Source organism: Marinobacter sp. (assembly GCF_034669625.1).
Lineage (GTDB): Bacteria > Pseudomonadota > Gammaproteobacteria > Pseudomonadales > Oleiphilaceae > Marinobacter.
Genome location: NZ_JAXMOY010000016.1, coordinates 24,728 through 39,942, shown reverse-complemented (window position 1 = coordinate 39,942; position 15,215 = coordinate 24,728). Strand labels below are relative to the sequence as shown.

Sequence of the window (15,215 nt, the reverse complement as noted above, 5' to 3'; positions counted from 1 at the left end):
TAAGTGATTCATTATACACAAACGAAATAATATCAATTTTTACTGATCACTCATTCTCGCTACTCTTTTAAAACCTTCATTCGGGACGACGAAACGAGGAATCTCCCATGTTGAAGAAAGTTCTGATCGCCAACCGAGGCGAGATTGCGGTGCGCATTGAGCGAGCCTGCGCTGAGATGGGTATCCGCTCGGTGGCTATCTACACCGAACCGGATCGTTACGGCTTGCACGTGAAGCGGGCTGATGAAGCCTACTCCCTGGGAGAAGACCCATTGGCCGGCTATCTGGACCCGGCACGGATAGTCAATTTAGCGCTGGAAACCGGGTGCGATGCCATTCACCCCGGCTACGGATTTCTGTCAGAAAATGCCCGATTCGCGCAGCTTTGCGAGCAGCACGGGGTGACTTTTATCGGCCCCAAATCTGACGTCATCCACAAAATGGGCGATAAAACCCAAGCCCGCGACAGTATGCGCGCGGCTGGCGTGCCGATTACTCCCGGCTCGGAAGGCAATCTGGCGGATCTTGATGAAGCACTCAAGCTGGCTGACGAGATTGGCTATCCAGTCATGCTCAAAGCGACATCCGGCGGGGGTGGCCGCGGGATTCGCCGATGCGACAGCGCCGAAGAACTGAAAACCCAGTATCCGCGAGTGATTTCCGAAGCAACCAAAGCCTTTGGCTCGGCCGAAGTATTTATGGAGAAGTGCATCGTCAATCCTCGCCACATTGAAGTGCAGATACTCGGAGACAGTCAAGGGAAGGCCATACACCTATACGAACGGGATTGTTCGATTCAGCGTCGTAACCAAAAGCTGATCGAGATTGCACCAAGCCCGCAACTCACGCCTGAGCAGCGCCAGTACATCGGCGGCCTAGCGGTCAAAGCAGCCGAGGCCGTGGGTTACGAGAACGCCGGTACGGTTGAGTTCTTGCTGACCGGCAATGAAGTCTACTTCATGGAGATGAATACCCGTGTGCAGGTGGAACACACCATCACCGAAGCTATTACCGGAGTGGACATCGTTCGGGAGCAATTGAGGATTGCCTCGGGCCTACCCTTGAGCTATCGCCAGGAAGACATCTCCTATCGCGGCTACGCCCTTCAATTCCGGATCAACGCGGAAGACCCCAAGAACGACTTTCTACCCAGCTTTGGTCGCGTAACTCACTACTACGCGCCAGGCGGCCCCGGAGTGCGGGTGGACACCGCCATTTACACCGGCTACGAGATTCCGCCCTACTACGACTCCATGTGTCTGAAGCTCGTGGTTTGGGCACTGACTTGGGACGAAGTGATCGCTCGCGGCAAACGTGCCCTAGACGATATGCGCCTGCACGGCATTACCACCACCGCCAATTATTACCAGCAGATTCTGGACCACCCCGACTTCCGGGCGGGCGAGTTTGACACCAGCTTTGTGCCGGATCACCCCGAACTGCTGAACTATTCGAAAAAACGTCACCCCAGTGCCGTGGCACTGGCGATTGCCGCCACCATCGCAGCCCATGCTGGCTGGTAATCTATAGGAGAGCGAACATGAGTAACGCGAAAAAAATCGAAATCACTGACCTTATCCTGCGTGATGCGCACCAGTCCCTGATTGCAACGCGCATGCGCACCGAAGACATGCTGCCGATTTGCGACAAACTGGATCAGGTCGGTTATTGGTCTCTGGAAGTCTGGGGGGGCGCCACCTTTGATGCCTGCGTGCGGTTCCTGAAAGAAGACCCTTGGGAACGTCTGCGCCAGTTGCGCGAAGCACTGCCCAATACCCGCCTGCAAATGTTGCTTCGGGGCCAGAATCTGCTCGGCTACCGTCACTATGCCGACGATGTGGTAGAAGCCTTCGTGCAGAAGGCAGCCGACAACGGCATCGACGTGTTCCGAATTTTCGATGCCCTGAACGACCTGCGCAACCTTGAAACCGCCATAAAAGCCGTTAAAAAAGCCGGCAAACACGCGCAGGGAACCATTTGTTACACCACCAGCCCGGTACACACGCCTGCCCTGTTTGTGAAACAAGCCGAGCAACTGAAAGCCATGGGTGCCGATTCGATTGCGATCAAAGATATGGCTGGCCTGCTGACCCCCTATGCGACTTACGAGCTGGTGAAGGCGATCAAATCCGCCGTTGACCTGCCGCTCGTGATTCACAGCCACTCAACAGCGGGCCTTGCGCCCCTTTGCCAACTCAAGGCCATCGAAGCCGGCGCAGACCGCATCGACACCGCCATTTCGGCCTTCGCCAGTGGCACCAGTCATCCGGCAACCGAATCACAGGTCGCTGCGCTGAAAGACACCGAGTACGACACCGGACTGGACCTTGAACTGCTTAGCGAGATCGCGGCTTACTTCCGGGAAGTGCGCAAGAAGTATCACCAGTTTGAGAGTGAGTTCACCAGAGAGGACGTCTCAGTTCAGATTAACCAAGTGCCGGGCGGCATGATGTCGAATCTGGCCAACCAGCTGAAAGAGCAAAACGCCCTCGACAAGATCAATGAGGTGTTCGACGAAATCCCACGGGTACGGAAAGACCTTGGCTACCCGCCACTGGTCACGCCTACATCCCAGATTGTTGGCACGCAAGCAGTCTATAACGTGCTGGCCGGGCAACGCTACAAAACCATCACTAATGAAGTGAAGCGCTACCTGCAAGGCGGCTACGGTCACCCGCCCGCCGAGGTGAATGCCGACATCCGCAAAAAGGCCATTGGCAACGAGGCGGTCAACGATGGCCGTCCAGCCGACCTGCTTGCCCCTGAGCTGAACAAATTGCGAGAAGACATTGGTAGTCTGGCCAACTCCGAGGAAGATGTGCTCACATACGCCATGTTCCCGGATCTGGGCCGCGAATTCCTGCAACAGCGCAAGGATGGCACACTCAAACCGGAAGAGCTCTTACCCGCCGAGCAATCGGGGCAAGGCCGATTGGGATCAGCAATGGCAACCGAATTCCGCATTGATGTGCATGGTGAAACCTACGAAGTAGCGGTCACCGGCGTTGGCAGCACCGAGCCCGGCAAGCGTAAATTGTATCTCTCGCTGGACGGTATGCCTGAGGAAGTGGTGTTTGAATCCTTGAACGAATACGTGGCCGAAACCGGCGGAAAAGGCCGCAAGCGAGCCACCGATCCGGGCCACGTCAGCACAGCCATGCCCGGAAATGTGGTGGATGTGCTGGTCCAGGAAGGTGATACTGTCACTGCTGGCCAGGCCGTTCTCATCACTGAAGCCATGAAGATGGAAACAGAAATTCACTCCAGTGTTGATGGCACCATTCAGGCGATTCACGTCAGCAAGGGCGACCGGGTCACTCCGGGGGAAGTATTGATTGAAATTGCCTGACCGGCAGAAGGAGACATTATGGATCACATTGTTCGCGGCGTACTGAACTTCCGCAAGAACGTCTACCCAGAGCACAAAGATCTGTTTGGCGCTTTGGCTGATAGCCAAAACCCAGACGTGCTGTTCTTTACCTGCTCGGATTCGCGTATCGACCCGAACATGGTCACTGGCTCACACCCCGGAGACCTGTTCATCTGTCGAAATGCTGGTAACGTCATTCCTCCGCACAGTAATGAAACCGGAGGCATGACCGCGTCCATCGAATACGCCGTTGCGGTTTTGGGTGTCCGCCATATCATCGTTTGTGGCCACACGGATTGCGGGGCCATCAAAGGAGCGCTGGATATTCCAGCGCTGAAGGGGCTGCCACACGTGAAAGAATGGCTGGGGCATTGTCGGTCAGCCATGGAGATCGTGCGTGAACGACACAGCATTGCAAGCGATGCGTGTCTGGACAGCAAGTATCTGAATGAAGCTATCGAGGAAAACGTGCTGCAACAGGTACAACACCTGCGCACACATCCTGTGGTGGCGGCCAAACTGGCCACCGGGAAGATCCAAATCCACGGCTGGGTGTATGACATCAAATCCGGGAACATTCGCTGCTGCGGTCGCGACAGCATGGAATTCAAGGACTTTGACCAGTATTACTCGGATTACATCGCTAACATCAGCGAATAATCGCCAGCACCACCAAAAAGGCCCCGACGTGTCGGGGCCTTTTGATTTCGTTCAACTTACACCAGAGACGCCCACAAATCGTGTTCGTCGGCGTGCTCAACCACCGCTTTCACAATCTGACCCGGCTCCACATCAGAAACGTCATTTAGATATACCATACCGTCGATTTCCGGAGCGTCGGCCTTGGATCGACCAATAGCACCTTCTTCGTCCACCTCGTCAATCAGCACCTCGATGGTCTTGCCGATCTTGGCCTGTAGCCTAGCCGCTGAGATTTCGGCCTGCTTCTGCATGAAGCGTGCAAGACGCTCTTCTTTCACTTCTTCCGGAACGGCGCCTTCCAGCTCGTTGGCCGGTGCGCCCTCAACCGCGCTATAGGTGAACGCGCCAACACGATCCAGCTGAGCTTCATCCAACCAATCCAGCAGGTACTGGAAATCTTCTTCAGTTTCACCCGGGAAGCCAACGATGAAGGTCGAGCGAATGGTCAACTCCGGACAAATGTCGCGCCATTTGCGAATGCGATCCAGCGTTTTGCTATCATGAGCCGGTCGCTTCATGGCCTTGAGCACTTTCGGGCTGGCGTGCTGAAACGGAATGTCCAAGTACGGCAGAATTTTCCCTTCGGCCATCAACGGAATGATGTCGTCTACATGAGGGTACGGGTAGACGTAGTGCAAACGCACCCAAACACCCAGTTCACCCAACGCTTCACACAACGCCTGCATTTTGGTTTTCAGAGGACGCCCCTGCCAAAAACCGGTGCGGTATTTGGTATCTACGCCGTAGGCGGAAGTATCTTGGGAAATCACCAGCAGTTCTTTGACACCAGCATCGACCAGCCGCTGTGCCTCATCCATGACATCACCAATAGGACGGCTGACGAGATCGCCGCGCATCGATGGAATGATGCAGAAGGTGCATCGATGGTTGCAGCCTTCGGAAATTTTCAGATAAGCATAGTGCCGAGGCGTGAGCTTGACGCCTTGCGGCGGGACCAGATCGATAAAAGGGTCGTGGTCCTTTTTCGGAGGCACGTACTGGTGCACGGCTCCAACCACTTCCTCGTAGGCATGAGGGCCAGACACCGCCAGAACGCCGGGATGGGCTTCACGAATCGTATCAGCCTCAGCACCCATGCAACCGGTTACGATCACCTTGCCATTTTCATTAAGCGCCTCACCAATCGCATCCAGGGATTCCTGCTTGGCAGCATCAATAAACCCGCAAGTATTCACAACTACGACGTCAGCGTCGTTATAGGTTGGTACCACATCGTAGCCATCCAGACGAAGCTGGGTCAGGATGCGCTCGGAATCAACCAGAGCCTTCGGGCAGCCAAGGCTGATAAAACCAACTTTTCCGCCCTGGGCGGCATTTTCTGTCTTCTCGGTCATAACGGTTCTTCGGGAATCCCGGAGCAATGCTCCTGATGAATGTAGGGGCGCGATTTTACATCAGCGGCTTGCCAACTGCAGCCTTACCGCTCGCACTAGATAAGGATAACTCGCACGAACAACTTAAAAGTTGCTCTAGTTTGTGACACCTTGTTTACAATTTCTGTTGCGAACCTGTCACAATTTGCTGCAGAATCAGAGCTGATCACTTTTCAAACAAATAAGAATACACCAAACCTTGGCGCAAGACATAATGGGACAAGCAACCTCTTTCGATACGTCAAATGCAAGACGAGTCACTATGAAGCCTCTCGATGCAAAACCTAACTTAAGAAACCAGCAGCGGGCAGACGTATCAACCGAAATCACCATCGAGAAAGTGGATGGCCACCAGCTTCAGTGCAAGGTCGCTAACATTTCCCGGACCGGCGTCATGGTCCAATGCGACGAGCTAACGGCGAAGTCCCTGATTCCTGGCATGCAACCGCCTGCCCCTAAAAACCCCGTTATCCTCACGACTCGCTTTCCGGTTCCGGTCCTCCCGACACAGTCGGTCATCATTGTGGCGGAAAGCAAGGTGGTGCATATACGTCGAGTGGCTCGGAATGAATTTCATATCGGCTTACAGTTCAACAGCATCGAAGGCAATGGATTCGACTTCATCGATCAATACATCGGCAAGCTTCTCGCAGAACCCAGACACCCCTGACTCAATAGCCGCCTCAAAGGGCCACCCCACACCGGCCCTTTTAATTCCTCGACAGATCACCTGCCATATCATTAGAACTTAAAAGTCTTAACGCGCACCTTCTTATACCCTATACCCCCCTGTTATAGTTGTCATACTGATTACAGCCATTAAAAGCCCCTCTGCGGCAACGGATGACCATGACCACATACAATCTCACCCATCTGAAACAGCTGGAAGCCGAAAGCATCCACATAATCCGGGAAGTGGCGGCCGAGTTTGATAACCCGGTCATGCTTTATTCCGTCGGCAAAGACTCTGCCGTGATGCTGCATCTGGCACTAAAAGCCTTCTACCCTGGCAAACCACCCTTTCCGCTGATGCACGTCGACACCACCTGGAAATTCCGGGACATGATCGAGTTTCGTGACAAGCAGGTCAGCCGCTATGGTTTGGACTTGATCGTGCACACCAATGAAGAGGGTGTGAAGCAAGGCATCGGGCCGTTTACTCACGGCAGCGCCAAGCACACTGACATGATGAAAACCCAGGCCCTGAAACAGGCACTGGACAAGTACAAATTCGACGCAGCCTTCGGTGGCGCCCGCCGGGATGAAGAAAAATCCCGTGCAAAAGAGCGCGTCTACTCATTCCGGGACGAGCACCACCGCTGGGATCCAAAGAATCAGCGCCCCGAGCTCTGGAACACCTACAACGGCAAGGTTAACAAGGGCGAAAGCATCCGGGTGTTCCCGCTTTCAAACTGGACCGAGCTGGATATCTGGCAGTACATCTATCTGGAAAACATCGACATCGTTCCCCTGTATTACTCGGCCGTGCGCCCGGTTGTTGAGCGTGACGGCACGCTGATCATGGTCGATGACGACCGCATGCCATTGAAAGAAGGCGAGAAACCGATGATGAAGTCGGTGCGTTTCCGCACACTGGGTTGCTACCCGCTGACCGGCGCCATCGAATCTGAAGCAGACACTCTGCCAGAGATCATTCAAGAAATGCTGCTGGCCACCAGCTCCGAACGTCAGGGGCGGGTCATCGACCACGATTCAGCCGGCTCCATGGAACAGAAAAAGCGGGAAGGGTACTTCTAAGATGTCACACCAGTCTGAACTGATCGCCGACGATATTCTGTCGTACCTGAAACAGCACGAGAACAAAGAACTGCTGCGCTTACTGACATGCGGCAGCGTTGATGACGGCAAAAGCACCCTGATCGGCCGCCTGCTGCACGACACTAAGATGATCTATGAAGATCACATGGCAAGCCTGAAAACCGACAGCGCCAAAATGGGCACTACCGGTGAAAAACTGGACTTGGCCCTGCTGGTCGACGGACTGCAGGCCGAGCGTGAACAAGGTATCACCATTGATGTAGCCTACCGCTATTTCAGCACCGATAAGCGCAAGTTCATCATTGCCGACACCCCGGGCCATGAGCAGTACACCCGCAACATGGCCACCGGTGCGTCGACCGCCCAGCTGGCGATCCTGATGATCGACGCCCGCCACGGCGTGATGACCCAGACCCGCCGCCACTCGTACATTGCGTCGTTGCTGGGCATTCGCCACATCGTGGTTGCGGTAAACAAGATGGATCTGGTGGACTTCAGCGAGGAGCGTTTCAACGAAATTCGCGAAGAGTATCAGGCATTTGCCACCAAACTGGGTCTCAAAGATATTCGCTTTGTGCCGCTTTCTGCTCTGGATGGCGACAACGTGGTGAATCGGAGCGAAAACACGCCTTGGTTTACTGGCCAGCCTTTGATGGAAATCCTTGAAACCGTTGAGGTCTCCCGTGACAAGAACCTGGAGCACTTCCGGTTCCCGGTACAGTACGTCACCCGACCCAACCTAAATTTCCGAGGCTTCTGCGGCACCATCGCTTCCGGCTTGATCCGCCCAGGCGAAACCGTGATGGCTCTGCCTTCACGCCGCACCAGCAAGGTCAAAGAGATTGTCACTTTCGACGGCAAGCTGGACGAAGCTTACATCGATCAGGCCGTCACCCTGACTCTGGAAGACGAGATCGACATCAGCCGTGGCGACATGCTGGTGAAAGCGGACGACGAGCCGGAAGTGGCGAATCGCTTTAACGCCAACATCGTGTGGATGACAGACGCTCCGCTGGAAACCGGTCGCCTGTACGACATCAAACTCGGCCCCACATTCACCTCCGGCACGGTGAAGAAGATTCACCATCAGACCGATGTGAACTCGCTGGAGCAGAACCCGAATCCGAGCCAGTTGCAGCTCAACGAAATCGGTCTGTGCGAACTGACCCTGAACCAGCCCATCGCATTTGATGCGTACCAGCGCAATCACGCCACCGGCAGCTTCATCGTCATCGACCGTCTGACCAACGTGACGGTCGGTGCGGGCATGATCGCCGGCCTGGCCGATGGTCTGGAATCTCTGGACCCGGTCACGGCAGAAGAGCGTGAGCGCCGTTTGGCTCAGAAGCCAGCCATCATTGCCTGTAGCGGCAAACAGGCCCCTGCTTTGGCTTTGGCGGTGGAGCGCGCGTTGTTTGATCAAGGCCGGACGGCTGTGGTGGTTTCTGAAGAAAACACCGGTGATGCGGATGAGCGTCGCCGCGTTTCCCAACTGCTTACCGCTCACGGGCTGATTGCCGTGGCTGTGAATCTCGGCACTGACATTGCTAACACCAGCGTGAATGCTGATAGCGAAGCCGAGATTACTGAGGCGGTTTCTGGGTTGCTTCGGGCACTGTGATCTGACTAATAACCCCTCTCCCTTGGCGGACAGCCTGCCAGGGTGAGGGTTTCTTTTGCTTATTACGAGTAATACTCGCCTCTCCGTACATTCTGCAAATGAATCCCTGCCCGATCCGTGGCATCATCTCCGCCATCTGAATCTCGTAAAACCGACAGGATCGTAATATGGCCATCAAACACCTCCGCACCGCTTTTGCCAGCCAATACCAGCCGGGCCAACCCGCTCGCCTTGTTGCCGGTGAGGCCTTGCAGGAGCCCGGTGGCGATTACGAAGCTCTGCACAAGCAAATGAAGCGTTTGTTTAACAACAAACCCGGCAAGAAATACGGACGTTTCTCCGAAGACGTTGGCGAGTGCCCGTTAAGTGCGTGGCTGAAAGACTACCTGGAAGATAAACAAACCTTCGCGGCCATGACCGACCGATTGTTCGGCCAGTGGCAGGAGCTTCTGAACGGCAGTCAGGAAGAATTCGACGGCCACCTGATGGTTGTGCACGATGCTCTGGCTGATTCGGAAGCGGTGTATCTGTTCATTCTGGAAACCGACAGCGCCATGCGCTTTGATGGCAGCCAGAAACTCGATGCCACCGACGTTCTGAGCCTGTCCCGCCTGGACTTGGCGGTTCGCATTGAGCTGGATGACTGGCGCGATGGCAAAGACGGCGACAACTACATGACCCTCGTCCACGCCCGCGGCACGGGTGACCCCGGTGAGTTGTTCATTCGTTTGTGCGCGTTCACCAACAGCGTGGATGTTGAGAAAGAGACCACCACGTTCCTCGATGCGGTAGAAGCCTTCGCCAAAACCAGCGAGCCGGAGAAAGCCGGTGAGGTGCGCGCCAAGGCTTACGAGTTCTGCAAAGACCAACATGCTTTGGGTGAACCGGTGGCGATTGAAGCCTTGTCCAGCTATCTGGATGAAAGCCAGCCTGAACGGTTCAAGGAATTCGCCAGCCAGACCGTGGAAATGCCGGAAACCGGTGTGCTGCACCCGGACCACCGCAAGGTCAAGAAACTCGTGCGGATAGCCGGTTCTGGCGGCGGCATGAGCGTTTCGTTTTCATCAGACTTAGTGAATCAGGCGGTGTATTATGATCGTGACAAAGATGCGCTGACGATTACGCGTTTGCCTAAGGCTTTGCGCGAGCAGTTGCAGCGGTATCTTGAGGCTCGCGAAGACTAATTTCGGTAGCCTTCGAGGTTTGGGGGGCGGGTTGCGGGGTGAGGATTCTTTTTGGGACACTGATTACTCTTCTGCTACTGGCTCTTTTTCATCGTCCCATCTGGGGCGGTTGGCTCTTAGCTTTCGGACATCCTGCATCCACCCTACGCCATCGATCAAGTCGCCGGTTTCGTGATCTATGGGTGGATACGGCAGGTTTCGGTCGTCGCAGTATCGTTTCACCGTGGGCTGGCACCAGGAGAACAGCAGGCGGTTGTATTCATCATCCGGCATCCGCCGCTGATCAAACATCCCCGCCAGTTTCCGTTGCCTCTGAGCTTCCGACAGGATGATTGAGCAGGCCGCCGACACGTTCAGCGATTCCACCATCCCCATCATCGGCACCACGATGTGCTCATCTGCCTGCTCTGCGGTAACCGGGTTCACTCCGTCCACTTCATTGCCCATCACAATCGTACAGGGCACGGTGAAATCCACTTCCCGAAAATCCACTGCCCGGTCCGACAACTGCGCGGCGTAGATTTTATGGCCCTGCCCTTTCAACTCAGCCACCGCCTCTTTCATGGTCGGGTGGGTATGGGTCGTCACCCAGTGATAGCTGCCACCGGCTGTTTTCCTGAACGCTCGAAAACCTTCTTTCGGCCACACTACATGCATATTGGCCAGCCCAAAGGCATCACAGCAGCGAATGATGGCTGACAGGTTTCTGGGTTTATGCACCTGATCGGTCAGCACCCGAAGGTCTGGTTGGCGGGTGTCGAGGATGTGTTTAATTCGGGCGAGGCGTTCGGGGGTCATGTTAAAAATTTCGTTCAGTTTTAGGAGCGGTCAAGGAGCAATTCACTGTCGCAAGGACGCCCGCTCCAACAGTTTGGGAAGGATTCTGGGGTGGGTTTTCCAAAAAATTCGTAGGCCATGGATGGCCGGAGAGAAGCGCACATGAATGTGCCCGTAGCGGTTTTTGGAAAACCCACCCCAAAAGCCTTCTAACACCAAAGCGGCAAATAATAGCACAGTGTTTGGTAAGGAATACCGAGACAACGGTGGTTGAAGTTTAATCACACCGGTATAATGCTCCGTCCAATTTTTGCCAGCGCCAAAACACCACATCCGGCGCAACATACACCAAACCGCGTGAGACCCATGGCCAAGAAGCTGTACATCAAAACCCACGGCTGCCAAATGAACGAGTACGACTCCGCCCGCATGGCAGACTTACTCAAAACTGGCGAGCCCGTCGAAATGACCGACTCACCAGAGGACGCCGACATCCTGCTGCTGAACACCTGCTCCATCCGTGAAAAAGCACAGGACAAAGTGTTCCACCAACTCGGCCGTTGGAAAAAGCTCAAAAGCAATAAACCCGACACCATCATCGGCGTCGGCGGCTGCGTGGCGAGCCAGGAAGGTCAGGCCATCATCGACCGGGCACCGTTTGTCGACATGGTCTTCGGCCCGCAAACCCTGCACCGCCTGCCAGACATGATCACCGAAGTGCGCGCCAAGGGTAATGGCGTTGGCGTGGTTGATGTCAGCTTCCCGGAAATCGAAAAATTCGACAACCTGCCGGACCCCGGAGCCGACGGTCCTTCCGCGTTTGTCTCCATTATGGAAGGCTGCAGCAAGTACTGCACATTCTGCGTGGTGCCTTATACCCGCGGAGAGGAAGTCAGCCGCCCGGTGGACGATGTCATAGCCGAAGTCGCACACTTGGCTAGCCAAGGCGTTCGTGAAGTCAATCTTCTGGGTCAGAACGTAAACGCCTATCGTGGCGAAACCCACGATGGCGATGTAATGGACATGGCCGAACTGGTCGAAATGATCGCCACCATCGATGGCATCGACCGAATCCGCTACACCACCTCTCATCCAGTGGAATTCAGCGATTCGCTGATCGAAGTTTACGAGCGGGTACCCGAGCTGGTCAGCCACCTGCACTTGCCGGTGCAAAGCGGTTCCGACCGCATTCTAGCGGCCATGAAGCGCGGCCACACAGCGTTGGAGTACAAATCCAAGCTGCGCCGTTTGCGCAAGATTCGCCCGGACATCAGCTTCTCTTCCGATTTCATTATTGGTTTCCCCGGTGAAACCGAAAAAGACTTCGAAGACACCATGAAGCTGATCAACGACATCGGCTTTGATATGTCGTTCAGTTTCGTTTATAGCGCCCGCCCGGGTACTCCGGCAGCCGATCTGCCTGACGATACGCCGATGGAAGTGAAGAAGCAGCGCCTGAAGATCCTGCAAGATCGTATCAACCAGACAGTGATGGATATCAGTCGCAAGATGGTCGGTTCGACTCAGCGCATTCTGGTAACCGGGCTTTCCAAGAAAGATCCTGGTGAGTATTCAGGCCGTACCGAGAACAACCGGATTGTGAACTTCCGCCACGACAACCCGGAGATCGTTGGCCACTTTGTCGATGTGGAGATTGTCGAGGCTTACGCAAACTCTTTGCGTGGCGTGCCTGTGGATTCGGCGATGTATTGAGTTTTGGCTCCCATGTGTTGGGGGCTTGGGGATGGGAGGCGGGTTGGTGAGGCCTCCCAAAAACCGTTCCTTTGGCACATCCATGTGGCGCTTCTGCTCCGCCATCCATGGCTCCGCACATTTTTTGGAGGTCTCACCAACCTATCTCCTCCCAGCTTCACGATGGCATGAAAGAAATTCAAAGACCTGAAACCGCAAAAGGGTAATAGGCCTACACTTGTTTTTCTTTATCGAGCCTGCACATTATTTAAACAAAGGCTGAATGCAAGGCATCCAGCCCATAGCACCAAACACAGACATGCTATCTCCCCGAACTCAGGCGCCACAGCCCGACGGGAGTAAACCAATACGGAGTAAGATTGAACACTCAAGACAGCAGACAATTTGACCTTCACCCCGTAGACCAGCGAAGGCTCACCACGCTGTGCGGGCAATTTGATGAACACCTGAAGATGATCGAAAAGCGTCTACAGGTAAAAGTTGGCCGCCGCGGCCATCACTTCCGGGTTGAAGGGGCAACTGAAAACGTCGCTGCTGCCACGGAAGTTATTCGTCATATGTACCGGGAAACCGAAGCCGTGGACGATATTCAGCCGGATACCGTGCACCTGTTCATTCGGGAAACCGGGCTGGAAAGGCTGCCGGACGAGGTGCCCTACAATGAAGGGCAAATCACGGTTATCAAAACTCCCAAACTGACCGCCAAGCCCCGGGGCCAGAACCAGCAGAAGTATGTGCACAGCGTTCGAACCCACGACATCAACTTCGGTATCGGGCCTGCGGGCACGGGCAAAACCTGGTTGGCGGTGGCCTGCGCCGTTGAGGCTTTGAAAGACGAGCAGGTAAAACGCATTCTGCTGGTACGTCCTGCCGTCGAAGCCGGCGAAAAGCTGGGCTTCCTGCCGGGTGACCTTGCCCAGAAAGTAGACCCGTACCTGCGGCCGCTTTATGACGCCCTTTACGAAATGCTCGGGTTTGAGCAAACCACTCGGTTAATCGAGAAAAGTGTGATCGAGATTGCGCCCTTGGCGTTTATGCGTGGTCGTACGCTCAACAACTCCTTTATAATTCTCGATGAAAGCCAGAACACCACTCGGGAACAAATGAAAATGTTCCTGACCCGGATCGGGTTTGGTTCTACTGCTGTCATTACCGGTGACACCACACAGGTGGACTTGCCACGCGGACAGGACTCGGGACTTATTCATGCTGCCGGCGTTCTAAACAACGTAAGAGGCATCGGGTTTACCCGTTTCGAATCAAAAGACGTGGTTCGCCACCCCTTGGTTCAGCGTATCGTCGAAGCTTACGATTCATTCAACGATGGAAGTGACCCACGCTCATGAGTCAGTTGACGGTCGATTTCCAGAATGCGTTTGAAGGCGAAGGGCTACCCGACGAGTCCAGCTTTCAGGCTTGGGCGGAACTCGCTTGGCAAGGCGAAGATGAGTCCGAGGTTACGATTCGCATCGTTGACGTCGAAGAAAGCCAGACTCTGAACCTTCAGTACCGTGAAAAGGACAAACCCACCAATGTTTTGTCCTTTCCATTTGAAGCACCAGCGGGTATAACATTTCCTCTGGCCGGTGATCTTGTTATTTGCGCGCCGGTTGTTGAAAAAGAAGCCCAAGAGCAGCATAAACAACCTGCGGCCCACTGGGCTCATATGGTAATACACGGCATGCTGCACCTTCAGGGTTACGACCATATTGAAGACAGTGATGCCGAGGTTATGGAAGGCCTCGAAATCCAGCTGCTTGCGCAGCTCGGGTTTGCCAACCCTTACGAAGCAGAGGAAACGGAAACAGACTCATGAGCGACGATCAGTCGAGTCGCAGTCAGGGCAACAAGTCCTGGCTGGAGCGTATTTCACAGGCCTTTTCCAGTGGGCCGGAGTCCGTAGAGGACGTACTGGAAATCCTGAGGGATGCAGAATCCCAGGAAATCATCGACACCGACTCAATGAGTATCATTGAAGGTGCGATGCAAGTGATCGATATGCGCGTGGAAGAAATTATGATTCCACGCTCTCAGATGATCACCGTCAAAGCCTCTCAGGAGCCCAAAGAGTTCCTTCCCGATATCATCGCCTCTGCCCACAGCCGTTTTCCGGTGATCGGTGAAAGCCCGGATGACGTTCTCGGCGTGCTGTTGGCCAAAGATTTATTGCCGCTGGCCCTCAACGATGATCTGGATTGGTCCCATATCCGAGAAATCCTCCGCCCGCCGACCTTTGTGCCTGAAAGTAAGCGCCTGAACCAGCTGCTCAAAGAGTTCAAAGAGAACCGCAACCACATGGCGATCGTGGTCGATGAGTACGGTGGCACAGCCGGCCTGATCACTATTGAAGATGTTCTCGAGCAGATCGTGGGTGAGATCGAAGATGAGCACGATTTCGACGAAGAAACCCACATAAAGGCTCGAGGTGATGGCACCTATGCGGTGAAAGCGGTCACCCCGATCGATGATTTCAACGAATTTTTCGAAACCGGCATGGACGAAGAAGAGTTCGATACCATCGGCGGATTGGTTCTTAAGGAGTTTGGTCACCTGCCAAGGCGTGGTGAAACGGTTGAATTCGGCGGCTTGAAGTTTACCATAGCCAACGCCGATAACCGTGTCATCCGTTTGCTGCAGGTAACCCGAAGTGTCTCATGAGTCAGGCCTAAGCCACC

Annotated in this window: 13 protein-coding genes; 11 read left to right on the top strand and 2 right to left on the bottom strand. The window is 54.7% G+C overall.

What is annotated here, in order from left to right:
- The first annotated feature begins 107 nt into the window (after nucleotides 1-107).
- The 3 genes from VOI14_RS12930 to VOI14_RS12920 are packed head-to-tail and all read left to right on the top strand — an operon-like array spanning nucleotide 108 to nucleotide 4,030.
- Nucleotides 108-1,523 carry an acetyl-CoA carboxylase biotin carboxylase subunit gene (locus VOI14_RS12930; RefSeq protein WP_323752463.1) on the top strand — a complete coding sequence of 472 codons (1,416 nt, stop codon included), beginning with the start codon at nucleotides 108-110 and terminating at the stop codon, nucleotides 1,521-1,523.
- Between the two features lie 17 nt (nucleotides 1,524-1,540).
- Nucleotides 1,541-3,349, top strand: coding sequence for a sodium-extruding oxaloacetate decarboxylase subunit alpha (oadA, locus tag VOI14_RS12925; protein WP_323752462.1), 1,809 nt, complete (start codon nucleotides 1,541-1,543; stop codon nucleotides 3,347-3,349).
- Between the two features lie 18 nt (nucleotides 3,350-3,367).
- Nucleotides 3,368-4,030 carry a carbonic anhydrase gene (locus VOI14_RS12920; protein WP_133004899.1) on the top strand — a complete coding sequence of 221 codons (663 nt, stop codon included), beginning with the start codon at nucleotides 3,368-3,370 and terminating at the stop codon, nucleotides 4,028-4,030.
- A gap of 56 nt (nucleotides 4,031-4,086) precedes the next feature.
- Here VOI14_RS12920 and rimO read toward each other — a convergent pair whose 3' ends face one another.
- The gene (rimO, locus tag VOI14_RS12915) at nucleotides 4,087-5,427 is read right to left on the bottom strand and encodes a 30S ribosomal protein S12 methylthiotransferase RimO (protein ID WP_323752461.1); all 1,341 of its coding nucleotides are present in this window, start codon (nucleotides 5,425-5,427) and stop codon (nucleotides 4,087-4,089) included.
- 301 nt (nucleotides 5,428-5,728) lie between these two features.
- Between rimO and VOI14_RS12910 the strand changes: the two genes are divergently transcribed.
- The 4 genes from VOI14_RS12910 to VOI14_RS12895 all read left to right on the top strand — a co-directional run bounded on the left by VOI14_RS12910 (nucleotide 5,729) and on the right by VOI14_RS12895 (nucleotide 10,050).
- The gene (locus VOI14_RS12910) at nucleotides 5,729-6,136 is read left to right on the top strand and encodes a PilZ domain-containing protein (protein ID WP_323752460.1); all 408 of its coding nucleotides are present in this window, start codon (nucleotides 5,729-5,731) and stop codon (nucleotides 6,134-6,136) included.
- Between the two features lie 173 nt (nucleotides 6,137-6,309).
- A complete protein-coding gene (gene cysD / locus VOI14_RS12905) occupies nucleotides 6,310-7,224 on the top strand; it encodes a sulfate adenylyltransferase subunit CysD (protein WP_323752459.1) in 915 nt (304 codons plus the stop codon).
- 1 nt (nucleotide 7,225) lies between these two features.
- Nucleotides 7,226-8,866, top strand: a complete 1,641-nt coding sequence (gene cysN / locus VOI14_RS12900; RefSeq protein ID WP_323752458.1) for a sulfate adenylyltransferase subunit CysN — start codon at nucleotides 7,226-7,228, stop codon at nucleotides 8,864-8,866.
- A gap of 167 nt (nucleotides 8,867-9,033) precedes the next feature.
- On the top strand, nucleotides 9,034-10,050 hold the full coding sequence (locus VOI14_RS12895) for a nucleoid-associated protein (protein WP_323752457.1): 1,017 nt from the start codon (nucleotides 9,034-9,036) through the stop codon (nucleotides 10,048-10,050).
- Between the two features lie 63 nt (nucleotides 10,051-10,113).
- Here VOI14_RS12895 and trmH read toward each other — a convergent pair whose 3' ends face one another.
- On the bottom strand, nucleotides 10,114-10,848 hold the full coding sequence (gene trmH, locus VOI14_RS12890; RefSeq protein WP_323752456.1) for a tRNA (guanosine(18)-2'-O)-methyltransferase TrmH: 735 nt from the start codon (nucleotides 10,846-10,848) through the stop codon (nucleotides 10,114-10,116).
- A 345-nt stretch (nucleotides 10,849-11,193) separates the two neighbouring features.
- Here trmH and miaB point away from each other — a divergent pair, with 345 nt between their 5' ends.
- From miaB to VOI14_RS12870, 4 genes are all read left to right on the top strand, one after another.
- Nucleotides 11,194-12,540, top strand: coding sequence for a tRNA (N6-isopentenyl adenosine(37)-C2)-methylthiotransferase MiaB (miaB, locus tag VOI14_RS12885; RefSeq protein ID WP_323752455.1), 1,347 nt, complete (start codon nucleotides 11,194-11,196; stop codon nucleotides 12,538-12,540).
- Nucleotides 12,541-12,899: 359 nt separating this feature from the next.
- The gene (locus VOI14_RS12880) at nucleotides 12,900-13,886 is read left to right on the top strand and encodes a PhoH family protein (protein WP_323752454.1); all 987 of its coding nucleotides are present in this window, start codon (nucleotides 12,900-12,902) and stop codon (nucleotides 13,884-13,886) included.
- Nucleotides 13,883-14,356 (top strand): rRNA maturation RNase YbeY, encoded by a 474-nt coding sequence (gene ybeY, locus VOI14_RS12875; protein WP_323752453.1) that lies wholly within the window; start codon nucleotides 13,883-13,885, stop codon nucleotides 14,354-14,356. The genes VOI14_RS12880 and ybeY overlap by 4 nt, the downstream gene beginning before the upstream one ends.
- Complete coding sequence (locus tag VOI14_RS12870; RefSeq protein WP_323752452.1) at nucleotides 14,353-15,198, top strand: HlyC/CorC family transporter; 846 nt, start codon at nucleotides 14,353-14,355, stop codon at nucleotides 15,196-15,198. Before ybeY ends, VOI14_RS12870 begins: the two co-directional genes overlap by 4 nt.
- Nucleotides 15,199-15,215 lie beyond the last annotated feature (17 nt).

Excerpts from the sequence above, each read along its gene's own strand:
- VOI14_RS12930 (WP_323752463.1), top strand. The coding sequence starts at position 108 with ATGTTGAAGAAAGTTCTGATCGCCAACCGAGGCGAGATTGCGGTGCGC.
- oadA (WP_323752462.1), top strand. The coding sequence starts at position 1,541 with ATGAGTAACGCGAAAAAAATCGAAATCACTGACCTTATCCTGCGTGAT.
- VOI14_RS12920 (WP_133004899.1), top strand. The coding sequence starts at position 3,368 with ATGGATCACATTGTTCGCGGCGTACTGAACTTCCGCAAGAACGTCTAC.
- rimO (WP_323752461.1), bottom strand. The coding sequence starts at position 5,427 with ATGACCGAGAAGACAGAAAATGCCGCCCAGGGCGGAAAAGTTGGTTTT.
- VOI14_RS12910 (WP_323752460.1), top strand. The coding sequence starts at position 5,729 with ATGAAGCCTCTCGATGCAAAACCTAACTTAAGAAACCAGCAGCGGGCA.
- cysD (WP_323752459.1), top strand. The coding sequence starts at position 6,310 with ATGACCATGACCACATACAATCTCACCCATCTGAAACAGCTGGAAGCC.
- cysN (WP_323752458.1), top strand. The coding sequence starts at position 7,226 with ATGTCACACCAGTCTGAACTGATCGCCGACGATATTCTGTCGTACCTG.
- VOI14_RS12895 (WP_323752457.1), top strand. The coding sequence starts at position 9,034 with ATGGCCATCAAACACCTCCGCACCGCTTTTGCCAGCCAATACCAGCCG.
- trmH (WP_323752456.1), bottom strand. The coding sequence starts at position 10,848 with ATGACCCCCGAACGCCTCGCCCGAATTAAACACATCCTCGACACCCGC.
- miaB (WP_323752455.1), top strand. The coding sequence starts at position 11,194 with ATGGCCAAGAAGCTGTACATCAAAACCCACGGCTGCCAAATGAACGAG.
- ybeY (WP_323752453.1), top strand. The coding sequence starts at position 13,883 with ATGAGTCAGTTGACGGTCGATTTCCAGAATGCGTTTGAAGGCGAAGGG.
- VOI14_RS12870 (WP_323752452.1), top strand. The coding sequence starts at position 14,353 with ATGAGCGACGATCAGTCGAGTCGCAGTCAGGGCAACAAGTCCTGGCTG.